Origin of the sequence: Dactylosporangium sp. NPDC049742 (assembly GCF_040674675.1) — a bacterium.
Lineage (GTDB): Bacteria > Actinomycetota > Actinomycetes > Mycobacteriales > Micromonosporaceae > Dactylosporangium > Dactylosporangium maewongense.
This window is the reverse complement of sequence record NZ_JBFANF010000004.1, coordinates 79113-100529: the sequence shown is the minus strand read 5'-3', so window position 1 is coordinate 100529 and position 21417 is coordinate 79113. Positions and strand designations below refer to the sequence as shown.

At 72.8% G+C, this 21417-nt stretch carries 20 protein-coding genes; 7 read left to right on the top strand and 13 right to left on the bottom strand.

Annotated elements, in window-relative coordinates; translation table 11 throughout:
* Positions 1–11: 11 nt before the first annotated feature.
* The 5 genes from AB0J72_RS07400 to AB0J72_RS07380 form a co-directional block, all read right to left on the bottom strand.
* A complete protein-coding gene (locus AB0J72_RS07400) occupies positions 12–1229 on the bottom strand; it encodes an MFS transporter (protein ID WP_363395590.1) in 1218 nt (405 codons plus the stop codon).
* Complete coding sequence (locus AB0J72_RS07395) at positions 1222–1884, bottom strand: helix-turn-helix domain-containing protein (protein WP_363395587.1); 663 nt, start codon at positions 1882–1884, stop codon at positions 1222–1224. Before AB0J72_RS07395 ends, AB0J72_RS07400 begins: the two co-directional genes overlap by 8 nt.
* A 314-nt stretch (positions 1885–2198) precedes the next feature.
* A complete protein-coding gene (locus AB0J72_RS07390; protein ID WP_363395584.1) occupies positions 2199–3047 on the bottom strand; it encodes a hypothetical protein in 849 nt (282 codons plus the stop codon).
* 95 nt (positions 3048–3142) lie between these two features.
* Positions 3143–3535: a hypothetical protein gene (locus AB0J72_RS07385; RefSeq protein WP_360572504.1), complete on the bottom strand. Its 393-nt coding sequence runs from the start codon at positions 3533–3535 to the stop codon at positions 3143–3145.
* A gap of 5 nt (positions 3536–3540) precedes the next feature.
* On the bottom strand, positions 3541–3801 hold the full coding sequence (locus tag AB0J72_RS07380; protein ID WP_344504863.1) for a hypothetical protein: 261 nt from the start codon (positions 3799–3801) through the stop codon (positions 3541–3543).
* Between the two features lie 236 nt (positions 3802–4037).
* Here AB0J72_RS07380 and coaD point away from each other — a divergent pair, with 236 nt between their 5' ends.
* Positions 4038–4520, top strand: coding sequence for a pantetheine-phosphate adenylyltransferase (coaD, locus tag AB0J72_RS07375; protein ID WP_363395579.1), 483 nt, complete (start codon positions 4038–4040; stop codon positions 4518–4520).
* Between the two features lie 64 nt (positions 4521–4584).
* Positions 4585–5400 carry a transglutaminase domain-containing protein gene (locus tag AB0J72_RS07370; protein ID WP_363395576.1) on the top strand — a complete coding sequence of 272 codons (816 nt, stop codon included), beginning with the start codon at positions 4585–4587 and terminating at the stop codon, positions 5398–5400.
* A 303-nt stretch (positions 5401–5703) separates the two neighbouring features.
* Here the strand turns inward: AB0J72_RS07370 and AB0J72_RS07365 are convergent, their stop codons facing one another.
* A complete protein-coding gene (locus tag AB0J72_RS07365; RefSeq protein WP_363395573.1) occupies positions 5704–6897 on the bottom strand; it encodes an erythromycin esterase family protein in 1194 nt (397 codons plus the stop codon).
* Positions 6898–6950: 53 nt separating this feature from the next.
* On the opposite strand from AB0J72_RS07365, the gene AB0J72_RS07360 reads away from it, so the two are divergent.
* The gene (locus tag AB0J72_RS07360; protein ID WP_363395570.1) at positions 6951–7655 is read left to right on the top strand and encodes a TioE family transcriptional regulator; all 705 of its coding nucleotides are present in this window, start codon (positions 6951–6953) and stop codon (positions 7653–7655) included.
* On the opposite strand, the gene AB0J72_RS07355 is transcribed toward AB0J72_RS07360, so the two are convergent.
* Both AB0J72_RS07355 and AB0J72_RS07350 read right to left on the bottom strand, forming a co-directional pair.
* A complete protein-coding gene (locus AB0J72_RS07355; RefSeq protein WP_363395567.1) occupies positions 7642–8739 on the bottom strand; it encodes a sensor histidine kinase in 1098 nt (365 codons plus the stop codon). The genes AB0J72_RS07360 and AB0J72_RS07355 overlap by 14 nt on opposite strands.
* Positions 8736–9323, bottom strand: a complete 588-nt coding sequence (locus tag AB0J72_RS07350) for a hypothetical protein (protein WP_363395564.1) — start codon at positions 9321–9323, stop codon at positions 8736–8738. Before AB0J72_RS07350 ends, AB0J72_RS07355 begins: the two co-directional genes overlap by 4 nt.
* A 41-nt stretch (positions 9324–9364) precedes the next feature.
* Between AB0J72_RS07350 and AB0J72_RS07345 the strand changes: the two genes are divergently transcribed.
* Complete coding sequence (locus AB0J72_RS07345; protein ID WP_363395561.1) at positions 9365–10015, top strand: response regulator transcription factor; 651 nt, start codon at positions 9365–9367, stop codon at positions 10013–10015.
* Positions 10015–10683: a class I SAM-dependent methyltransferase gene (locus AB0J72_RS07340; RefSeq protein ID WP_363395558.1), complete on the top strand. Its 669-nt coding sequence runs from the start codon at positions 10015–10017 to the stop codon at positions 10681–10683. The genes AB0J72_RS07345 and AB0J72_RS07340 overlap by 1 nt, the downstream gene beginning before the upstream one ends.
* A 117-nt stretch (positions 10684–10800) precedes the next feature.
* On the opposite strand, the gene AB0J72_RS07335 is transcribed toward AB0J72_RS07340, so the two are convergent.
* The 3 genes from AB0J72_RS07335 to AB0J72_RS07325 all read right to left on the bottom strand — a co-directional run bounded on the left by AB0J72_RS07335 (position 10801) and on the right by AB0J72_RS07325 (position 15341).
* Positions 10801–13206 carry an ATP-binding domain-containing protein gene (locus AB0J72_RS07335; RefSeq protein ID WP_363395555.1) on the bottom strand — a complete coding sequence of 802 codons (2406 nt, stop codon included), beginning with the start codon at positions 13204–13206 and terminating at the stop codon, positions 10801–10803.
* A 489-nt stretch (positions 13207–13695) separates the two neighbouring features.
* A complete protein-coding gene (locus AB0J72_RS07330) occupies positions 13696–14454 on the bottom strand; it encodes an ABC transporter permease (RefSeq protein ID WP_363395552.1) in 759 nt (252 codons plus the stop codon).
* Positions 14451–15341 (bottom strand): ATP-binding cassette domain-containing protein, encoded by an 891-nt coding sequence (locus tag AB0J72_RS07325; RefSeq protein WP_363396287.1) that lies wholly within the window; start codon positions 15339–15341, stop codon positions 14451–14453. The genes AB0J72_RS07330 and AB0J72_RS07325 overlap by 4 nt, the downstream gene beginning before the upstream one ends.
* Before the next feature lie 21 nt (positions 15342–15362).
* On the opposite strand from AB0J72_RS07325, the gene AB0J72_RS07320 reads away from it, so the two are divergent.
* Positions 15363–16289 (top strand): hypothetical protein, encoded by a 927-nt coding sequence (locus tag AB0J72_RS07320; RefSeq protein ID WP_363396308.1) that lies wholly within the window; start codon positions 15363–15365, stop codon positions 16287–16289.
* A 267-nt stretch (positions 16290–16556) separates the two neighbouring features.
* On the opposite strand, the gene AB0J72_RS07315 is transcribed toward AB0J72_RS07320, so the two are convergent.
* Together AB0J72_RS07315 and AB0J72_RS07310 are read right to left on the bottom strand one after the other, a co-directional pair.
* Positions 16557–18035 (bottom strand): MFS transporter, encoded by a 1479-nt coding sequence (locus tag AB0J72_RS07315; RefSeq protein ID WP_363395549.1) that lies wholly within the window; start codon positions 18033–18035, stop codon positions 16557–16559.
* Between the two features lie 47 nt (positions 18036–18082).
* Complete coding sequence (locus AB0J72_RS07310) at positions 18083–18553, bottom strand: MarR family transcriptional regulator (protein ID WP_363395546.1); 471 nt, start codon at positions 18551–18553, stop codon at positions 18083–18085.
* A 96-nt stretch (positions 18554–18649) separates the two neighbouring features.
* On the opposite strand from AB0J72_RS07310, the gene AB0J72_RS07305 reads away from it, so the two are divergent.
* Positions 18650–21259, top strand: a complete 2610-nt coding sequence (locus tag AB0J72_RS07305; RefSeq protein ID WP_363395543.1) for an Hsp70 family protein — start codon at positions 18650–18652, stop codon at positions 21257–21259.
* Positions 21260–21417: the final 158 nt, after the last annotated feature.

The window sequence follows — 21417 nt, the reverse complement described above, 5'->3', positions numbered from 1 at the left end:
CGCCGCTGCGCTCAGCCCCCGGCCGGCGCGGCGGCGGCGGTGAGCGCCCGGTGCCGGAACAGCAGCGCGGTGACGGCGACGCCGGTGGCGAGATAGCCGAGGCCGGCGACGACGAAGACGGTCGGCACGTCGGTGGCGTCGGCGAGCACGCCACCGGCGAACCCGCCGACCGGGATGCCGCCCCACACGGCGGTACGCCAGACCCCCTGGACGCGTCCGAAGAGCTCCTCGGGGATGAGGGTCTGCCGCAGCGACATCGTCAGCACGTTACCGATCATGACCAGGCACGCGGTGACGAGGAACAGCGCGAACGCGGACACGGCGTCGCTGGTCAGGCCCATCCCGACGACGGCCGGCGGGGTGCACAGCGCCACCGCGCTCAGCGTGCCCGTGCGGCCGAGCAGGCGGCCGACGTACGGTGCGGCGAGCCCGCCGAGCAGGCCGCCGACGCCACCGGCGAGCAGGAGCAGCCCGTACCCGCGGCTGCCGACCTGCAGCACGTCGAGGGCGAACAGCACCAGCACCGACATCGACATGGCCTGGAACGCCGCGGTGAACCCGAACAGCACGGTGAGTCCGCGCAGCAGCGGATGGCGCAGCATCCACCGCAGCCCGTCGCGCATGTCGGCGCGCAGCGACCCGGTCGGCGCGAGCGACGGCCGGTACGAACCGGGCACCGTGAGCATGATCAGTGCGCAGAGCGCGAACCCCGTGGCGTTGACCGCCAGCGGCGCCGAGACCGCCACGGCGAACAGCAACGCGCCGACCGGCGCGCCCAGGAACAGCTGCCCGACGGTCTCGGCGGTCACCAGCCAGCTGTTGCCGCGGTCGAGCTGCCCCGGCCCGACGAGCTGGGGCAGCAGCGCGTTCGCCGCGCTGTCGTACACCGTTTCGGCGGCGCCCAGCGTGAACACCGCCGCGTACAGCAGCGGGACCGACGCGTGCCCGGTGCCGGCGGCGGCCGCGACGACGCCGATGACGCCCGCCCGCACGAGGTTGGCGACCACCATCGCGCGGCGGCGGTCACCGCGGTCGACGAGCGCCCCGGCCGGCAGCGCGAACACCAGCCAGGGCAGGAACGCCAGCGAGTACAGCCCGGAGATCAGGACCGGGTCGCGGGTGTAGGTCGCGGCGAGCAGCGGTAGCGCGGTCCGGCCGATGCCGTCGGCGAGGTTCGACGTGGCACTGGCACCGAACAGCCGCCAGTAGCGGCTGCCGAGGCTACTCACCGCCGGCCGCTCTGTCAGGCCCGTCACCGTCGGCGTCCAGCTCGCTTGGCTCACTGGGTTCATTGGGTTCGCCGGGTTCGCCGACGGGGAACGCGATGAATTCGACGCGGACCCGGCGGGTGTCCGGGCCGGGCGGCAGCTGCCGGTACCGGTCGACCACCGCCTCGACCTCGAACGCCAGCGCCCGCAGCTGCTCCGGGGTCAGCTCCAGGTGCGCCTGCTGGCGGCTCGCGGCCCGTTGCCACGGCAGCGGCCACTGCGACAGCGTCCGGAAGAACTCCATGAGCCGGCGGTGCGACGCCTCCAGCAGGGTCGCGATGACGGTGCCGGCCGTCGCGGCGATGCCGCTGGGTGCCCGCTGCACGCTGGCGGGCATCGTCCATCCGCCGGTGACCGGACGCCACCACCGCTCGGGACCGGTGCCGGCGCCGGCCACCTCCTCGATGAACCCGTGCCGGGCCAGCTGACGCAGGTGATAGCTGGTGGCGCCGCTGCTCTCGCCGAGCTCCGCCGCGAGCTGGGTGGCGGTGGCCTGGCCGCGGACGCTGAGCGCCTCGAGCAGCTGCAGCCGCAGCGGGTGGACCAGCGCCTTGAGCGCGCCCGGCTCGGGCACGTACCCCGGCGACGCGACAGGAAGGTCCTCGGGATCGACCATACGGCTGACGCTACGCCTGCAAAGAATCCTTTGCAAAACTTTCTTTGCACGATGCGCGCATGACAGGGCCGGGGGAGTCCGGGCATGAGGCCGCTGCGGTTCGTGCAGCTCAGCCCCGCCGACGGACGAGCCGGTCCACGGCGCGAGCGCCAACACCCGTCAACATGAGCGGTTCCGGCCCGACCTGAGACCTGCGAACAACGGCCGGCGCCTGACAGTTGACGTGTCCGCCTGTCAGGCGCCGGCCGTTGTGCCCGGCCGGGCCGAACGGCCTAGCCGGGCACTGATCGATCCCCGGAGGTCCGGGCTTGGCGCTACTCGGCCTCGCGGAGCTCGGCCAGGCGGGCCTCGATCTCCGCCAGCTCCGCCCGCAGGCGCTCCGCCTGGGACTCGGCCTCGGCGCGGGCGGCGGACACGATCTCCTCGACCGCCTCGTGGACGCCGGGGACGTCGAGCATGCCGACCATCTTCAGCGCCTCGCTGGCCTTGATGACATACGGCTTAGCGAGGGACTTCGCGCCCTGGTTGGCGGCGACGGTCCACTCGCCGTCCGCATACGCCAGCGTGACCGTCAGCCCGGCCGGCGCCTTCGGCTTCGGGGCGGCCTTCTTCGCCGGCGTCGCCCTCGGCGCCGGCACCCCCGACGACTTCTCCACGGGCTCCCGGTCCTTCGCGCTGTCCTTCGTGCCGTCCTTGGCCGCGTCCTTGCCCGCGTCTTTCCCGGTGTCCTTCGCCGAGGTGTCCTTGACGCCGTCACCGGCGCCGTCGGCCGCGGCGGTCTCCGCGGTCACGGCTGCCGGGTCGGCCGGGGCGTCGGAGCCGGGCACGGCGGAGTCGGTGGGCTGCTCGACGGCGGGCGCGGACACGGAGCTCTCCTCACGAGGGGCGGGAACGATCGGGGTGCGACGCGCCGGCGCCGCCTTCGGAGCGATCTTCAGGTCGGCGGGGGAGAAGGGCAGCTCGTCACGGCCGAACCGGACCACCACCCATTCCTCGGACAGTTCCGGGTCGGTCAGCTGCACGACCTGCCCGAGCTGCCCGGCGATCTGGCCGGCAGCCTCCGTGAACACCACCTTCGGCTTCCGGCCGGCCGCGAGGGTGTCCCGGATCTGCTCCAGCTCCACCGTCGACAAGCCTCCGGCCGCGGTCCGCGCGGCTACCATCGCACCCTCCTCAGTCGAACATGTGTACGGGAACGTTCTATCAGTCAGGTACGACATTTTCGAACGCGACACACCGTACGACATGGATCATGCGATCAGGGCAACTCGTCGATCTCCGCATGCGGGTCCAGGGTCCGCAGCAGCTCCGGCCGGTCCGTGACGATCGCCCAACCCGGTCGGGCCTGCGCACGGCGTACCACATGAGCGGCGGCAACCAGAGCGGGACCGCCCTCACCGGAGAACAACGCGCCGCTGTCCACGGCATCCGCGGCGGTCAGGTCGTCGACGACCACCACCGGCAGACTGAGTAGCACCTTGAGCACGTCGTAGTCCTTCGGGGACGTCTGCGCCCACGCCTCCGCGAGCGCCGCCGCCGGCACCGCCAGCACGACACCCTGATCCACCGCATGCCACACGATCGCCGAACTGTACGGCGTGCCGGCCACGAACCCCAGGATCGCCGAACTGTCCAGGATGCGGCCGCCCACCGCGGTCACGACACCGGCCCGGCGGGTGCCACCCCCAGCACCTCACGCGCCCACGCGTGGTGCTCCGGTGCCATGCGCACCCCACGCCGCGCATACAGCTCGTTCAGCGCCATGAGTGCCCGGTCCCGCGCAAGCCGGCCCCGGACCGCCTCGGCGACATACGCCGACACCGACTCCGCGCCACCCGCGTCCACGAACCGCCGCACCGCAGCGGCCTCATCGGCGGGCATCGTCACCGTGACCCGCTCCTTGCGCACCTCACGCATACGTACACGGTACCGGCTGCATACGCCGATCACCTAGCGTCGCGTCACCCACGCGGGGGACATCCATGCCCACCTGCGTCGATCTGGCACATCCGTCCGGTACCCATTCACGTTCCGTGACGCACGTCTCCACCGTACGCTGCTCGTCGTCCGTGCTCAGCGACGTTGAGCGCCCAGTTCTGCGCTCGGCCGGTGAGCTTCGGCGCGTTCGCCAACCACGCAGGTAACATGTGTCGATGTCTCCCGATCCTGTCGGTGATCCTCGAAACTCGCGGGCTGTCTATCCCGGTACGTTCGACCCCTTCACTGCTGGTCATCGGGATCTTGTCGATCGGGCGCGTCGCTTGTTCGAACACGTGACGGTTCTGGTCGCGGTCAACGGTGAGAAGCAGCCCTCCAAGGCCGATGCAGATCGCGCTCTGGACATCCGTGCCACGTTCCCGGCGGACTGGGGGAACGTGACAGTCGCAGTCTGGAACGGGCTGACCGTGGCCTACTGCCAGCAACACGGAGCCGGAGTGGTCATCCGTGGCGTGCGGAACGCCGGCGACGCGGTGCGCGAGTGCGAGCTGGCAGCCATGAACAAGGCGCTGGGTATCACGACCTTCTTCATGCCGGCTCGGCCCGAACTGGCGACGATCTCCTCGACCGTGGTCCGCGCGGCTGCGGCTGAACCGCGGCCTTCCGACTCGACCGAGGGTTCGATCCCCATCCCCTAGATGTTCGATAATCAACATTATGTCAACCTGAGTTTTGTCGTACCCGGCCGGTAGGGTCCTGGGCATGACGGGGATCGACTACCGCGCTCCGGGACCACTCACCGACCTGTCCACCGTGCCGGGTGCAGCGCTCGCCGCGGTGCCCGGTGACGCCGACGGCATCTGCAGGCTCGCGCACACCCTGATCGTGCACCCCAACGAGACCGGCGAGCTCGGGCTGCCCGGCGAGCGGTTCGACGACAACCAGCTCCGGCACGCCGACCGGATCGTCCACGCGTTACTGCGCCTGGACGGTGACCCGCTGCACGTGCCACGCCCCACCGACCGGCGGGTGGTCGGCACCTGCCGGCACTTCACGGTGCTGACGGTGGCGCTGCTGCGGCTGCGCGGGATCCCGGCGCGGGCCAGGTGCGGATTCGCGACGTACTTCCAGGAGGGTCTCGGCCTGGACCACTGGGTCGTCGAGCACCACCGGGACGGGCGATGGGTCCGCACCGACTCCGAGATCGTCGGCGGGACCGTGCTGCCGCACCCCGAGGACCTCGACGAAGGGCTGTTCCTGACCGGCGGTGAGGCGTGGACGGCGTGGCGGGCGGGCCGGATCGACGCGAAACGGTTCGGTGTGGGCGGCACCGAGAACTTCGGGCCCGCGGAGATCCAGGGCAACGCGGTGCGGGACCTTGCCGCGTTGAACAAGCTCGAGCTGCTGCCGTGGGACGAGTGGGGGCGGATGGAGGCCGCGTACCGGGGTGAGACCGGCGCCGACTACGACGACCTGATGGACCGCATCGCCGACGTGACACGCGCCGACGACCCCGCCGAGGTCATGGCCCTGTACGAGCACGAGGACCTGCGAGTCCCGGAGGCGCTCGTGCGGTAGAGAGGCGCTCGTACGGCAGACACGGCCCGGGCGCGTGACCGAAGCACGAGGCGCGTAACCCGAGGTGCATGGCGGAGCACGTCACGACACGGGGCATCGTTGCCCCGCCGCGGCGACGACGGGGCAACGATGGGTCAGGGTCTCCCCTGTCGCTGCAGTGGTTTGGCGGGTGCCGGGGTGGCATGTGTTCAGGGAACCATCGGCGCGAGTGAACGGGATCGGGAGAAGTCCCGACGCCGGAGACGGGCACGGGTGGATCGGCAGGTCGGTGGCGGTGGAGTGCAGCCCCGCTCCCCTGCCGGTTCACTCCCCCGGGGCGGCCGGTGGTGAGTCCCTGATGAAGACGATGCCGTCGGGGGCGGACGGGCCGGTCAGGTGGGCGGGGTCGAGCGGGAAGTAGCCGAACCACGGTGACTCGCGGGCGGGCGGCATCGTGTCGCCGTATGTGGCGGCCAGGGTGTGCGGGTCGACCAGGCAGCGGTCCGGCGGCAAACGATAGAGATGCCCTTCGATGGTGTCGGGGGGTGGGGTGTGGACGCCGTGGTGGTGGATGGTGCCGACGGCGGTGGCGAGGAACGCGTAGCCGGGGCCGAGGTGGGTGGCGGCGAGCGCGCCGGCGCTCCACCACGTCAGGTGCTGGTCGCCGAGGCGCATCGTCGACTGGTGGCGTTGCAGGTGGAGGTTGTGGGCGTGGACGAGGGCGGGGCCGCGGTCGGTGAGGGCGAGGAGGTTCGCGGCGATCATCGCGGCGCGGACGCCGACGAGGCGGGGCATGCGGGCCGGGGTCTGGTCGGCCATCCAGTGGTGGTAGCGCAGCAGGCCGGTGGCGGTGCGCGCGTACAGGGCCGCCCGGTCCAGGTCGGTGCGGGAAGGGAACGCGGCGGCGTGGGCGTCAAGGAGCGCCGCCATGTCGTCGCAGAGCAGGCGGAGCCTGGCGGCGTCCGGGGTCTGGCCGATGGACCGGGACGGGTCGAGCAGCGCGGCCGGGTCCGTCCAGGGGTCCTCGGGGCCGAGCGCCTCGTCGAGGAGGTCTGTGGGTGGCAGGAGCTCCGGCGGTACCGACGCCGCCAACGCCGAACGGAGAGCGTTCACCGCCTGGTGCGGGGCGGCCGGGCCGGTGGTGAGCTCCAGGGGGCCGTCGAGTCCGGCGAAGTGCAGGTGCTGTGACGGCGGCAGGTCGGCGTTGTGGGCGCGCATCCAGCGCACGAGGTCACGGTTCGGGGTGGCGGCGCCCCATCCGTGGCTGAAGCCGCTGGTCATGGCGTCGTCGAGGGTGCCGGTGCCGGTGGTGACGTAGTTGTCGACGACGAGGGCTTTCAGGCAGTCGGTTTCCAGGGCGATGGTCCGGAACGGCGACGTGATGGCGAGTTCGCGGAACAGGTCGTTGCGGACCTCGAGGAGGACGTCCTCGCCGTGGGTGGGTTCGCCGAGGGCGAGGACCCGCGGTGGTGCCGGCAGGAGGAGGTGCACGGACGCGGCGGAGACGGGGTAGGTCATTGCGTCAACGGTATCGTTGCATCGACAGTTGAACCTTGTACCCGGTGGAGACGGTGAACGTGCCGGAAAAGTTTCAAAGGCCGGTCGACCTGGCGCGGGCGCATGGGCTGTCGACGCAGGCGATCCGTAACTATGAGGCCGCCGGGATCCTGCCCGACGCGGAGCGGACGGACAGCGGGTACCGCAGGTACACGGCGCTGCACGCGGCGGCGTTGGACGCGTTCGTGGCGCTGGTGCCGGGGCACGGGCATCAGGTGGCGACGGAGATCCTGCGGGCGGTGCACCGGGGTGCGGTCGACGACGCGTTGCGGATCGTCGACGAGGGGCACGCGCAGCTGCTGGAGGACCGGCGGACGGTGCAGGCGGTCGAGGCGGCGCTGCAGGATCTGCGGCCGGTGCCGCAGGGGCGCGGTGACACGTTCGTGGGGCCGTTGTCGCGGCGGCTCGGGGTGCGGCCGGCGACGTTGCGCAAGTGGGAGCGGGCCGGTGTCGTGCAGCCGGACCGGGACCCGAGGACAGGGTTTCGCGTGTACAGCGCCGCGGATGTGCGGGACGCGCTGCTGGCGCACCAGTTGCGGCGGGGCGGGTACCTGTTGCGGCAGGTCGCGCCGGTGATCGCGCAGGTACGGTCGGCGGGGAGCGTCGAGTCGCTGGAGGCGATGCTCGGTGATTGGCGGGCGCGGCTGACGGGCCGGAGCCGGGCGATGCTGGCGGGTGCGGCGGCGTTGGACGCGTACCTGCGGCTCAGGGAGCGGTGACTTGGTCGTGGCGGTGCATGGGCAGGTCCGCGCTGATCGTGGTGCCCTGCCCGGGGACGCTGGTGACGTCGAGGTGCCCGCCGGCGGCGGCGACGCGGTCGGCGATGCCGCGCAGGCCGGTGCCGCGGCGGGGGTCGGCGCCGCCGGGGCCGTCGTCGGCGACGGTCACGGTGAGTCGCCCGGCGGCGGCGTGCAGGGTGACGGTGGCGTGGGCGTCAGGTGCGTGGCGGGTGACGTTCTGCAGGGCCTCGGCGATGACGAAGAACGCGGCGGTCTCGGTCGCGGGGTCTGGGCGGTCCGGCAGGTCACCGGTGAGGGTGACACGGACCGGGACGGTGAGCAGCAGGGTCTGCACGGCGGTGGCGAGGCCGCGTTCGGCGAGGAGTGCGGGGCGCAGCCCGCGGGCCAGGTCCCGCAGCTCGGTGAGCGACTGCCGCAGCTGGTCGGTGGCGTCGTCGAGCAGCGCGGCGGCGGGGCTGGTGTCGTCGACGGCGTCGCGGGCGGACCGCAGGGCCAGGCCGAGGCCGATGAGCTGCTGCTGGGCACCGTCGTGCAGGTCGCGTTCCAGGCGGCGGCGTTCCTCGTCGCCGGCGCGGACGAGCCGTTCGCGGGAGGCGTCGACCTCGGCGAGCTGGGCGCGGACCTGCGCGGCGAGGCGGACGTTGTCGAGGGTGAGGCGGGCCGCGGCGACGGCGGCGTCGAACAGGGCGGGGTCCTCGGTGCGGGTCGTGGGGTGGTGCAGGAGCAGGACACCGCCGCCGATGTCGGTGTGGGCGAGGCCGGGCGCGGCGGGCATGGTGACCGGCCGGCCCGCAGGGTCGACGAAGCGGGCGTCGCCGCCGGTGGACAGTGGGATGGCGATCTGGACGTCGCTGTCGCCGAGGAGCTGGGCGAGGCCTGGCCGCAGGTCGTCGACGGGCGCTGAGCGGAGCCGGACGAGGAGCGCGGCGACGTCGGCGCGGGCGAGCCGGGACGCGAGCAGCCCGATGATCATGGCGAGGGGCACCGTGTAGATGGTGAGGTGGTCGGCCCAGTAGAGCCAACCGGTCGGGGCCTTCCAGGTGTCGAGCAGGACCCCGGTCATGAACACGACGACGGGGGCGGCGGCGGCCCACAGCACGGGCGCGCTGGCGCGGCGCCGGACTCGTGCAGCAGCAGCGGGTTCGCGGGGCATCCAGCTTGCCGGCAGGTGACGGCGTCGATCCCGGCGGACGGGGTGACGGCGGCGTAGCCGAGCCAGAGCAGCGGGACCGCGGCGACGGCCCGCAGGTAGCGGAGCTCCCCCACCGTTTCCGGGCGGCCGTCGGGGTACGTGAGCAGCGCGTAGGCGTACACGACCCGGCTGATGACCCCGCTGAGGTATGACCAGACGAGCAGCGCACCGCTGGCGTGCAGGCCGAGGCCGGCGCTGAGGCTGACCAGGGTCCACCCGACCAGCAGCGGCCCGGTGGCGCTGTCGGGCCGGCGGGCCCACGCGACGAGCCCGCCGACGGCGACGACGGTGCGGCCGACGGTGATGACGGCGAGGCTGGTGACGGTGACGGGCCGGTTGTCGGCACCGTACAGGCCGAGGTGGAAGGTCGCGGGTTGGGCGGCGGCGAGGGCGGCGGTGGCGGCGGCGGCGGTGATCCAGGCGGCTCGCGCCGACGGAGCGAGCCGGCTCAGCATGTCTGAACTATCGCATCGACGGGTGATGCGATCCTGGCTCGGTGAGCCTTCGCGTGGTCGTGGCGGACGACAACCTCATCATCCGGGCGGGGCTGACCCAGCTGCTGGCGGTGGGCGCGGACGTCGTCGGCGAGGCGGAGGACGCGGAGGCGTTGTTCCGGCTGGTCGCCGCGGAGCGGCCGGACGTTGCGGTGGTCGACATCCGGATGCCGCCGTCGCACACCGACGAGGGGATCCGGGCGGCGGTGCGGCTCCGGCGGGAGTACCCGGGGACGGCGGTGCTGGTGCTGTCGCAGTACGTGGAGGTGGCGTACGCGATGGAGCTCCTCGACGACGGGCGCACCCACGTCGGGTATCTGCTGAAGGACCGGGTGCTCGACCGGTCGGCGTTGCGGGACGCGGTGCGGCGGGTCCACGACGGGGAGGTCGTCGTGGACGGCAGCCTGGTCGAGGCGATGCTGCGCAAACCGGCGGTGCCGGCGGCGTTGCGGGTGCTGTCGGAGCGGGAGCGGGATGTGCTGGCGCTGATGGCGGAGGGGCTCACCGACCGGGGTATCGCGCAGCGGCTGACGTTGTCGCCGAAGACGGTCGGCACCCACATCCAGCGGATCTTCGACCGGCTCGCGATCGAGGACAGTCCGCAGGACAATCGGCGGGTGCGAGCTGTGTTGTCGTATTTGCGGGCGCGGTAATGCGCGACGGGCTGGAGCCGCTGCTGGACGGGCAGCTGGCGTACTACCGGGCGCGGGCGCCGGAGTACGACGAGGTGTACGGGCAGCGGTCGTTCAGCACACTGACCGGGGTGCTGGACGAGCTGCCGGTCGGTGGTGACGTCCTGGAGCTGGCATGCGGGACCGGGCAGTGGACCGTCCGGCTCGCCGGGCGGGCGGCGCGGCTGACGGCGGTCGACGGGGCACCGGAGATGCTGGACATCGCCCGGCGGCGGCTCCGTGCTGTGGGCCTCACCGCCACGTTCGAGCAGGCGGACCTGTTCCGGTGGCGGCCGTCGCGCCGGTACGACACGGTGTTCTTCGCGTTCTGGTTGTCGCACGTGCCGCCGCAGCGGTTCGCCGGGTTCTGGTCGGCGGTCGCCGACGCGGTCCGGCCCGGCGGGCGGGTCGTGTTCGTCGACACCGGCACCGCGGAGCGGGTGACGGAGCGGGCGGCGCCCGGCGGCAGGGACACGGTGCTGCGCCGGCTGCGGGACGGCAGCGAGCACGAGGTCGTGAAACTCTTCCATGACGCCGCCGGGCTCGCCGCCGACTTGTCGAAACTGGGGTGGACCGCACAGGTGGACCCCACCGGCGAAGGGTTCATCCGGGGGGTTGCTACGCTCACGGGCAGGTCGGCAACGGACTAGGCATCCGGAGTCGGCGCCGGTTCGGTGAGCGTGCTGGAGTCCGACCCAACACGCTCCCACCGCGTTTCTCTCCCGTGTTTATTCCCCGAGATTCGTTCCCCGGGTTTCGTTCCCCGGCTAGATGCCGACCACCGCGAGCAGCGATTCGGGCAGCACGCCCGGGTGGAGCACGCCGAGCCGCTGGGTGGCGCGGGTCAGCGCCACGTACAGGTCGTTGGCGCCGCGCGGGGACTCCTCCACGATCCGGTCGGGGTCGACGACGATGACGCCGTCGAACTCCAGACCTTTCGCCTGTTTGACGGTGAGGACGACGACCTTCGCGGCGAGCTCGGGTTCGTCGCCGACCGCGGCGTCGGGGAGGACCTTCAGCACCGCCGGCACCAGGTCCGCGAACGTCCCCGCGGGGAGGATGACGCCGAGCCGGCCGTCGCCGGCCTCGACCGCTTCCGTGGTCGCGGCCTCGGCGAGGGCGTCGGGCAGGCGGGCGGGGGCGACACCGCGGACCCACGGGTCGACGCCGGCCTCCCGGACGGACCTGGGTGGCTCCAGGTCCGGGTCGATGCCGGCGAGGACACCCGCGGCGACCGCCATGATCTCCGTCGGGGTGCGGTAGTTGACGGTGAGCTCCCGCAGCCGCCACCGGCCCGGCACGTACGGGTCCAGGGCCGACGCCCACGACGCGGCGCCGCCGAGGTCACCGGTCTGGGCGACGTCACCGACGACCGTCATCGACCGGGACGGGCAGCGGCGCATCAGCAGCCGCCACGCCATCGGCGACAGCTCCTGCGCCTCGTCGACGATCACGTGCCCGAACGCCCACTTGCGGTCCGCGGCGGCGCGTTCGGCGGGGGTGAGCGCGGAGCCCTCGTCCTGCCGGTCGGCGAGCCGGTCGGCCTCGAGCAGGTCGGTGACGGACAGCAGCTCCGGGTCGTCCTCGTCCTCGACGTCGATGGACCGGGACCCGAACGCGATCTCCAGGGCGCCTTCGGCGTAGGCGATCTGCCGTTTGCGTTGCCGTTCGGCGATGATCTCGCGGATCGTCTCGTCCTCGCCGAGCAGCTCCGCGGCCTCGTCGAGCAGCGGCACGTCCGCGGGGGTCCAGGCCGCTCTGGCGCTGCGCCGAAGCTCGAGCGGCGCGCCGGCGGCGGTTAACCGGATTTCTGATGCGAACAATCCGGCAACCAGTTGCTGCGGGGTGAGGATCGGCCACAGCCAGTCGAGGGCGCCGAGGACCTCGGCCTCGCCGCGCAGCTCCCGGCGGATCTCGGCGAGGTCGGCCTCGTCGAGGATCTGCGGGTCGCCGGGGGCGTCGTCGCCGCCGAGGGGGTCGTCGGCGTACGGGTCGATGCCGATGGTGTCGGCGACCAGCAGCGACAACGCGTGGATGATCTCCGTGTCGAACACGGGGCGGGCCAGGTTGTGCAGCTTGCCGGAGCGGCGCGCCCGGTCGCGGGCGTCGGCGATGACCTCCGGGTCGAGCATCACCGGCGCGCCGTCGAGGATGTCGAGGCGGATCGCGATCGGCTCGTCCGGGACCCGCTGCCGGTCCTGTACCGCGGCGGCGAGCACGTCGACCATGCCGGCGCGGCCCTTGATCTCCGTGATCGCCGCCGGCTCGTCGGCGTGCGCGACGACGCCTGGGAACAGGTCGCCCATCGTGCCGAGCAGCACGCCGGTCTCGGCGAGCGACGGCAGGACCTGGCTGATGTACCGCAGGAACGTCGGGTTCGGACCGACGATCAGCACGACCCGCGACGACAGCATCTGCCGGTGCGTGTACAGCAGGTACGCGGCGCGGTGCAGCGCCACGGCGGTCTTGCCGGTGCCGGGGCCGCCCTGCACGACCAGGACTCCGTTGAGGTCCCCGCGGATGACGTGGTCCTGTTCGGCCTGGATCGTCTCGACGATGTCTTTCATCCGGCCGGTACGGGACGCGTTCAGCGCCGACAGCAGCGCCGCCTCCCCTGCCACGCCGTCGTGCGCGCCGCGGCCGGTGTGGTGCGCCTCGTCGAGGTCGAGGACCTCGTCGTCGACGCCGGTGACGGTGCGCTGTTCGGTGCGGATGTGGCGGCGCCGCCTGACCCCTTCGGGTGCGGCGGCGGTGGCCAGGTAGAAGGGTCGTGACGCCGGTGCCCGCCAGTCGATGAGCAGCGGCTCGTAGTCGTTGTCCTCGTCGAAGATGCCGATCCGGCCGATGTACCGGACCTCGGTGTTCTTCACGGCGCCGCCGTCAGGACCGGCCTCGTCGCTGCCGGCCTTGCCTGCCTTGTTGGCCGTGTCGGTCTTGTCCGCTTTGTCGCTTCCGGCCTTGCCGCGGTCGGTGGCGTCGCTGCGGTCGAAGTCGAGGCGGCCGAAGCACAGGCCGTTCTCCACGGCGGTGTACTGGGCGAGGCGGTCGGTGTACAGCGCGGTCGCCGAGTCGCGGTGGGAGCGGTCAGCCGGCGTGCCGCCGGTCTGCAGCAGCGCCCGTTGCAGCTGCGTGGACGCTTCCTCCCGCAGCGTGTCGAGGTGCCCGTACAGCATCGTGAGATGCGCTTGCTCAATCGCGAGCTCGGATGCGTCGGATGCGTTTGACAACCCGTCTCCAGTCGGCTAACATTTCATCAGTCAGGCGCCCGAGGGCGCCTTTTTTGTTGCCCGAACGCTCTACTGTAGCGCCTGCGTTCCAGTGGCGCCTGCCCGCGCGCCGGCTTGTCGTGCGCACCACCACCCCGGCCAGGTCTGACCAGATCCGGCCTGGTCTTGGCTGGCTCCGACCGGTTCCGCCGCGCTACCGCTTCGGTGGGCTGCCGCCGCCGCGCCGGTTACTGATTACCGTATTGCCGGCAATCGCCGCACCGGCCCACTGAGCCCGTGGGGCGACAAGCCGCGGCTTGTCGCCCCACGTTCCTGCCGCCGCCGGGGGTTTGCCGACTTACCGGTTACAGCAATCCGGTAACCAGCAAGCCGGCAGGTCCATACCGCTCAGCCGGATGAACCGCCGGGTGCTCGGTGGCGCTTGGTGCCTGGTGGTCAGCGCGACAGGCGACGGTACTGCCTGATCGACAGCGGCACGAACACGGCGGTCAGCACCGCGGGCCACAGCAGCGCGGGCCAGGGGTCGCCGCCGCCGGGGTTGCCGAAGAGGGCGCGGGTCGCGTCCGCGGTCGCGGACAGCGGGTTCCAGTGTGACAGCGCGCCGAGCCAGTCGGGCATGTCCTGCGGTGAGGCGAGCGCGCTGGACAGGAACGCGACCGGCCACACGAGGATCTGCACCGCCACGAGCAGTTGCGGATTGCCGCTGAGCAGCCCCAGGTACACGCCGACCCACAGGACCGCGAACCGCAGCCACAGCAGCAGCCCGACCGCGGCCAGCGCCCCGGCGAACCCGTCGTGCCAGCGCCAGCCGACGGCGAGCCCGCAGCCGAGCATGACCAGCAGCCCGAGCGCCGAGGTGAGCAGGTCCGCGAGGGCCCGGCCGGTGACCTGCGCCGACGCCGCCATCGGCAGGGACCGGAACCGGTCGGTGACGCCGCGGCCGGTGTCGGTCGCGATCGCCGCGAACGTCGACTCGACCCCGAACAGCATCGTCATCGCGAACATGCCGGGCAGCAGGTACTCGCGGTAGTCGCCGCCGCCGGCGACGCTCATCCCGCCGCCGAGGACGAACCCGAACATCAGTACCAGCAATACGGGAAACAGCAGCATGACCACGATCTGCGCGGGCTGCCGGGCGAGGTGCGCCAGTTCCCGCTGGGTCATGACCCAGCCGTCGTGCAGCGCCCACTTCATGCGGTCACCAGTTTCAGGAAGGCCTCGTCGAGGGTGGGGCGGCGCAGGGTGATGTCCTCGACGCCGGGGATGCCGGCGGCGAGCGTGAGGGCGGCGACCCGGTCGCCGACGGGCACGCCGACCCGCTGCCCGTCGACGGTGACCGGGCCGAGGACGCCGAGCCGGTCGGCGGCGGGTGCGGGGTCCCCGGCGACGACGACCTCGAGCCGGTCGGCGCCCTTCAGCGACGCGGGCGTGCCGTCGGCGATCACCCGGCCGTGGTCGATGACGCAGATCCGGTCGGCGAGCTGGTCGGCCTCGTCCAGGTACTGGGTGGTGAGCAGCACCGTTGTGCCGCCGGCGACGAGCCGCCGGACCGCGGCCCACACCTCGGCGCGGCCCTGCGGGTCGAGGCCGGTGGTCGGCTCGTCCAGGAACAGCACCTTCGGGGTGAGGATCATCCCGGCGGCGAGGTCGAGCCGGCGCCGCATCCCGCCGGAGAACTGCGCCGCGGGCTTGCCGCCGGTGTCGGCGAGCCCGAACTGTTCCAGCAGCTCGTCCGCGCGCCGTTTCGCCACGGTACTGCCGAGGTGGCTGAGCCGGCCGAACATGACCAGGTTCTGCCGGGCGCCGAGCAGCTCGTCGACGGCGGCGTGCTGCCCGACGAGCCCGATCGCTGCCCGCACCCGCTCGGGGTGTCTCGCGACGTCGTGCCCGGCGACGGTGGCGGTCCCCGCGTCGAGGCGGACCAGGGTGGCGAGGATTCGGACGAGGGTGGTCTTGCCGGCACCGTTCGGGCCGAGGAGCCCGTGGACGGTCCCTGCCTCGACGGTCAGGTCGAGGCCGTCGAGGGCCGCCTTCCCGCCGTAGTGTTTGCGAACGTCTCGCGCGTCAATCACGCTATACAGTGTATAGAGTTTGGGTGGAAGTTGCGACTCGACGTTCCCGCGTGCGCCGCCGCGCTCGGCCTCACGTACCTCGGACCGTGCCCCGGCGGCGAGGTCGGCGCCGGCTACGTCCTGCTGCCCGACGGCCGCCGAGCCGTCCTGAACAGCGGCAACGCCGAGTCCGCCCCGCTGGTCACGATCGCCCGCGCCGTCGGCGTCCCGGCACCCCGCTACGAGCGCGTCGCCGACGTCGCCGGGGTCACGGTCGTCGTCCAGGAGCTCCTGCCCGGCCTGCCCCCGGCCGTCACCGACCGCGCCGTCGTCGACGCGATGCTGGCGGTGAGCGCCCGCTGCACCGGCCTCCTGCGGGATTCCGGATTGCCGCCGCGGCAGCTGTACCTGCACAGCGACGGCCCCGGGTTCTGCCACCACGGTTCGCTGGCCGGACACTCCGCCCGCTCCGCAGACCTGCTCGCCAGGATCGAGGCCAACCCCACGGAGGTGCTGCCCGGCGACGACCTCGTCCACTTCGACTTCCACCCGGGCAACGTCCTGGTCTCCCCCGCCGGAGTCGTCCCGAACGACCCCACCGGCCCTGCCGGAACGTCCCTGTCACCCGCCGGCACGGCCGCCGCCGTTGATTCCGCTGCCGCCGCGGGCAACGACACCGCCATCGGCGCGAACGACGCCGCCGTGACGGTGACCGGCGTGGTCGACTGGGACGGCGCCGGCCGCGGCAACCGCGCGTTCGACCTGGTCACGCTTCTGTTCGTGCTGTCCCGCCACGCCCCGCACCTGACGGCACCGATTCGCGACGCGGCGGCCGCGCTCGCACCCCCGGACGTCCTCGCCGCCTGCTGGGCGCACATGTCACTCCGCCAGGTCGACTGGTCGATCCGCCACCACACCGCCGCCGAGGTCGACGCCTGGCTCACCGTCGCCGAAACCGCGCCCTGGACCCACCGCTGAGAGCAACGCCGCCCCCTGAGCCCACCACGGGCTGGCGCCGCCGCCAGGTGTAGAGCTGCCGGCCAACTGCCACGATGCGCTCCGCACTCTCGGGGGACACTCTCGACCGCATCGCCTGGCGGGTCGGCGCCCGTCATGCCGCCGATCCGCCGCCCACGCAGGCCTGGAGTCGGCCACAATCCCGGCCGGCACATCAGGCGAAGGTTGAGAACCCCCACTCACCTGCAGCAAGGACCGGTGCCAGCCACGCTCGGCCGCCGGCCGCGTTCAGGGGCGGGCCGGCATCGACGGCGCGGGATCGCTGAGCGCCGGTGCGTCCGCAGCGTCCACCGAACCGGCCTCCATCGCCCGCGAACCAGCCTCCGCCGCCGTCGCCGGCCGGGGTGCGGGCGAGCGCAGCACGAAGGCGGCCACGCCGATCGACACGAGCAGCAGCACCGCGCCGACGGTGAACGCGAGCCGGTACCCGGCCGTCAGCGCGGCGGCCTCCGACGCGCCCGCCGCGAGCCGCCCGGCCGTCCGGGACGCCGCCGCCGTCGACAGCGCGGCGACGCCGAGGGCCATCCCGAGCTGCTGCGTCGTGTTGAACAGCCCGGACGCCAGGCCCGCGTCGTCGGGGCGGGCGCCGGACATGCCCAGGCCCGTGATTGCCGGCAATGCCAATCCGCCACCCGCGATCAGCAGCATCACCGGCAGCAGGTCCGGCACGAACCGGGCGTCGGCCGGCAGCCGGGTCAGCCACCCCAGCGCGAGCACCAGCAGGCTCAGACCCGCGATCAACGCGCCCCGCTCACCGATCCGCCCGATCACCCGCGCCGACACGACCAGCGACACCACGGCGATCGACAGTGCCGCGGGCAGCATCGCCAGGCCGGTCTGCAGGGCGCTGTAGTGCAGGACGCGCTGCATGTACAGGGCGACCAGGATCTGGAAGGAGAACATCGCGCCGATCATCAGGATCTGCAGGACGTTGGCGCCGGCGACCTGGCGGTTGCGCAGCACGCGCAGTGGCATCAGCGGGGTGCGGGCGGTGGCCTGCCGGGCGACGAACCCGGCGAGCAGCAGCACCGCCGCGGCCGCGGTCACCCAGCGCCCGGCGGGCTGGACGACCGCCGCGATGCCCGCCATCAGCCCGGCGGTGACCAGGAACGCGCCGAGGACGTCCGCGCCGGCGCGCAGGCCGAGTCCGCGGTCGGCGGGGACGAACCGCATGCCGACGAGCGCGGCGACGCCGATCGGCACGTTGATCAGGAAGATCCAGTGCCAGCTCAGCAGGTCGGTGAGGACGCCGCCGAGGACCTGGCCGATGGAGGCGCCCGCCGCGCCGGTGAACGCGAACACCCCGAACGCCTTCGCGCGTTCGGCCGGCGCCGGGTACAGCGTGACGACGATGCCGAGACTGACTGCGCTGGCCATCGCGCTGCCGGCGCCCTGCAGGAAACGGGCCGCGACGAGCATCCCCGGGCCGGTGGCGAGCCCGGCGAGGACGGACGCGGCGACGAAGACGACCGTGCCCGCGATGAGCATGCGGCGGCGGCCGAGCAGGTCGCCGAGGCGTCCGGACAGCAGCAGCAGGCTGCCGAACGCGATCAGGTACGCGTTGACGACCCAGGTCAGCCCGGACGGGGTGAAGCCGAGGTCGGTCTGCATGACGGGCATCGCGACGGTGACGATGCTGCCGTCCAGGATCGTCATGAGCATGCCGGTGGCGAGGACGGCGAGCGCCGCCCCACGGTTGGTGTCCATGGCACGACCGTAGCAGATCGTCCGCTACAGAACTATATGCAAGGGACCTACTGTCGTGCTCGTCGCACTCCCGGCGCCTCCGACGGCGTCGCGAGATGCCCCTGAGTGAGCCGCGTCAGCGCCCTCACCAGCACGTCACGCTCGTCCGCCGGCAGCGAGTCCAGGGCCGCCGCGTGCACGCCGTCGGCGATCTTCTGGCTCCGCGCCGCGATCTCCGCCCCGGCGGGTGTCACCGCGATGATCCGGGCCCGCCGGTCGGTGCTGGACTGCCGGCGCTCCGCGTACCCGGCCTTCTCCAGAGCGTCGACGGTCACGACCATCGTCGTCTTGTCCATGCCGCCGATCTCGGCGAGCTGGATCTGGGTCCGCTCCACGCCGAGCGCGTGCACGAGGACACAGTGCATCCGCGGCGTCAGCCCGATCTCCCCGAGCGCCGCCGCCATCTGTGTGCGCAGCACGTGACTGGTGTGGTCCAGCAGAAACGACAGGTCGGGCTCGACCCGGGACGGAGCGGTCATACGTTCGAGCGTACCAATGCGACTGCCGGCGGATGATCTGTCAGGAAACCGTCTGCGACCCTCCGGGTCCTGGTCCGGTGGTCGTACAGTGCGCGGGTGATTGCTGTGCGGTACCGCCTCGGCATCGACTTCGGCACGTCCAACACCGTCGCCGTCATCCACGAGAACGACGGCCGCAGCCGGCCCGTCCTGTTCGACGGCTTCCCGCTGCTGCCGTCGTGCGTGTGCCTGGCGCTGGACGGTCAGGGGCTGCTCGTCGGCCGGGAGGCGATGCACGCCGCCCGCGTACACCCGGAGCGCTACGAGCCGCACCCCAAACGCCGCATCGACGACGGCACCGTCCTGCTCGGCGACACCGAACACCAGGTCGCGACCCTCATCGCCGCGACCCTCGCCCGGGTCCGGGCCGAGACGGTCCGCACCATGGGCGACGAACCCGGCACCGTCGTGATCACCTACCCGGCCGCGTGGGGCCCGCGCCGGCGCTCCGTGCTGCTGGACGCCGCCCGCCTCGCCGGCCTCGGCACACCGCAGCTCGTGCCGGAGCCGGTCGCCGCGGCCGCGTTCTTCGTCGCCGCGACCGACGCCGCGGTGCCCGTCGGCAGCCGCGTCGTCGTCTACGACTTCGGCGCCGGCACGTTCGACGCGTCCGTCGTCACCCGCACCGCCACCGGCTGGGACGTCATCGCCAGCGAAGGCCTCGACGACGCCGGCGGCCTCGACGTCGACACCGCGATCGTCGAATACCTCAGCACCGTCCACTCCACCGCCCACCCCGACGAGATGCGCCGCCTCACCAGCCCGCAGACGGTCGCCGACCGCCGCGCCAACCGCAACCTGTGGGAGGACGTCCGCACCGCGAAGGAGATCCTGTCGCGGTCCGCGTCGACATACATCCACGTGCCGCTCGTCGAGCAGGACGCACCCCTCGGCCGCGAACAGCTGGAACGCCTCGCCCGGCCGGTCGTCGACCGTACCGTCGCGCTCACCCGCACCGTCCTCACCTCCGCCGAACCGGCCCGCCCCCTCGCCGGCCTGTTCCTCGTCGGCGGCTCCAGCCGCATGCCCCTCGTCGCGACACTGCTCCACCAGGCCACCGGCGTCGCTCCCACGGTCCTGGAACAGCCCGAACTCGTCGTCGCCGAAGGCAGCGCCCGGCCCCTCGCCACGACCGGAGCCCAACCCGCAGGCGACGCGGCAGATGTACGCCAATCCGCCGCCGACCCGCTCTGGCCCCAAGCCGCTCCGTCACACATCCCCGCCACGGGACCCGCGGCCGCCGCGGACGGCTCGATCCGCGGTGTCGCCTCCGTCCGCCCGCCCCAGACCCGGCCATCGGTGCCGCACCAGCCGCCGACGCCCGTGTCAGGCGCCGCCGCCGGCGCGGTGTACGGCACCCCGGCAGCCGCAGCTCCCGCAGCCCCGCCGCCACCGGCATCCACGCTGCCGCCGCCGGCCGCCGCGCGGCCCGGGTCGCCGCCCGCCGGCGTGCCCGCCGCGGAGAGCCCGATGTTCTCGATCCCGCCGGTGTCCGGCCGCCCCGCCGCGGCCACTCCACCGCCCGGCGCGGGCTGGAGCGGCGCAGGCATCCCCGTGTCCGGCCCTCCGGACGCGGCCTGGTCGACGTCCTCCCCACCCGAGCAGGCGTGGCCCGACAACGGCCCCGTCTGGCCAATCTCACCCTCCGCATTCGGACCCGCCGCCCCGACAAGCCCAGCGGCCCACACCCCGCCCGCCCCAGCGAGCCCCGCAAGCAATTACCCGGCAATCAGCAATCCGGTAATCAATAATCCGGCGGGATCTGCGAACTCCGCCGCCCGCCGAGGTGCCGCGAGCCCGGCAAACCCGGTGAGCCCGGCCGGCGACCGCGAGCCGGCGGTTGCCGCGTTCGGCGCCGGCGCACCGCCCTCGGCCACCATACAACCGGCACCAACGACGCAGCCCCCGGCCGTGGCGACGACTCCCGCACCCGGCGCGGTGCGCAAGGCACTCGTCACCGCCGGACTGCTGCTGGGCGCGCTGCTGCTGTTCGGCTTCCTCGGCCGGAAGGCGTACAACCACGAATGGCACCTGCCGTTCGAGTTCTCCAACTGGCGCTGGTGGATCGGCGAGGCCCGCATCTACCTGTTCCCGGGGTTCGTGCTGTGGCTGGCGTACCTGTTCGCGGCGCCGGCCAGCCGCCCCGTCGTCCGCACCGTCGCCTACGGCCTGCTCCTCATCCCGGCGATGATCATCATGGCGGAGGTCGGGGTCGTCGTCGGCTGGGCGGGCGGCACCACCGGCATGTTCGTGCTGCTCATCGTCAGCCTGCTCGCCACGGTCGCGCTGCTCGCCGCCCGCCGGAAGCTCGACGGCACCGAGGTGAAGCCGGTGTTCGGCCGCACCGACGCCGGCGGCCTCGCCCTCGGCGTGACCGTCGCGATCCTCGCCGCCGCCCCCGAGTACCGGTACCTCATCGAGCTCTTCGATTCCGGCGACGTCGGCCTCGTCGACGCGCTGAAGATCAACGAGGTGCCGATGCTGCACTGGTTCGTGTTCGGCCCGTCGGTGACGCTCGCGTTCGTAGGTCTGGCCGCGGCGGTCGGCCGGCTCATCGCCCTGACCATGCCCGCCGTCGCCCGCTGGCTGCCCCGCATCGCCGCCGTCGTCCTCGTCCTGGGCGCCCTCGTCGCCGTCTCCCGGATCACCACCGGCCTGTACGACTGAGCCGCCAACGACCACCCCGCGCTTCGCGACGCCGAGGGTGGCACTGCTTCGGCTGCACTGCTCGGCCCGACCACGACCGCCCAGCAGCTCAACACCACCATCGAGGCGGCGCAGGCCGGCCTGGCGATGTCGAGCGCCTTGCCGCACCGCGCCGGGGT

Coding starts and splice junctions, on each gene's coding strand:
- AB0J72_RS07395 (WP_363395587.1), bottom strand. CDS start 1,884: ATGGTCGATCCCGAGGACCTTCCTGTCGCGTCGCCGGGGTACGTGCCC.
- AB0J72_RS07390 (WP_363395584.1), bottom strand. CDS start 3,047: ATGGTAGCCGCGCGGACCGCGGCCGGAGGCTTGTCGACGGTGGAGCTG.
- AB0J72_RS07380 (WP_344504863.1), bottom strand. CDS start 3,801: ATGCGTGAGGTGCGCAAGGAGCGGGTCACGGTGACGATGCCCGCCGAT.
- coaD (WP_363395579.1), top strand. CDS start 4,038: ATGTCTCCCGATCCTGTCGGTGATCCTCGAAACTCGCGGGCTGTCTAT.
- AB0J72_RS07370 (WP_363395576.1), top strand. CDS start 4,585: ATGACGGGGATCGACTACCGCGCTCCGGGACCACTCACCGACCTGTCC.
- AB0J72_RS07365 (WP_363395573.1), bottom strand. CDS start 6,897: ATGACCTACCCCGTCTCCGCCGCGTCCGTGCACCTCCTCCTGCCGGCA.
- AB0J72_RS07355 (WP_363395567.1), bottom strand. CDS start 8,739: ATGACCGGGGTCCTGCTCGACACCTGGAAGGCCCCGACCGGTTGGCTC.
- AB0J72_RS07350 (WP_363395564.1), bottom strand. CDS start 9,323: ATGCTGAGCCGGCTCGCTCCGTCGGCGCGAGCCGCCTGGATCACCGCC.
- AB0J72_RS07340 (WP_363395558.1), top strand. CDS start 10,015: ATGCGCGACGGGCTGGAGCCGCTGCTGGACGGGCAGCTGGCGTACTAC.
- AB0J72_RS07335 (WP_363395555.1), bottom strand. CDS start 13,206: ATGCTGTACGGGCACCTCGACACGCTGCGGGAGGAAGCGTCCACGCAG.
- AB0J72_RS07330 (WP_363395552.1), bottom strand. CDS start 14,454: ATGAAGTGGGCGCTGCACGACGGCTGGGTCATGACCCAGCGGGAACTG.
- AB0J72_RS07315 (WP_363395549.1), bottom strand. CDS start 18,035: ATGGACACCAACCGTGGGGCGGCGCTCGCCGTCCTCGCCACCGGCATG.
- AB0J72_RS07310 (WP_363395546.1), bottom strand. CDS start 18,553: ATGACCGCTCCGTCCCGGGTCGAGCCCGACCTGTCGTTTCTGCTGGAC.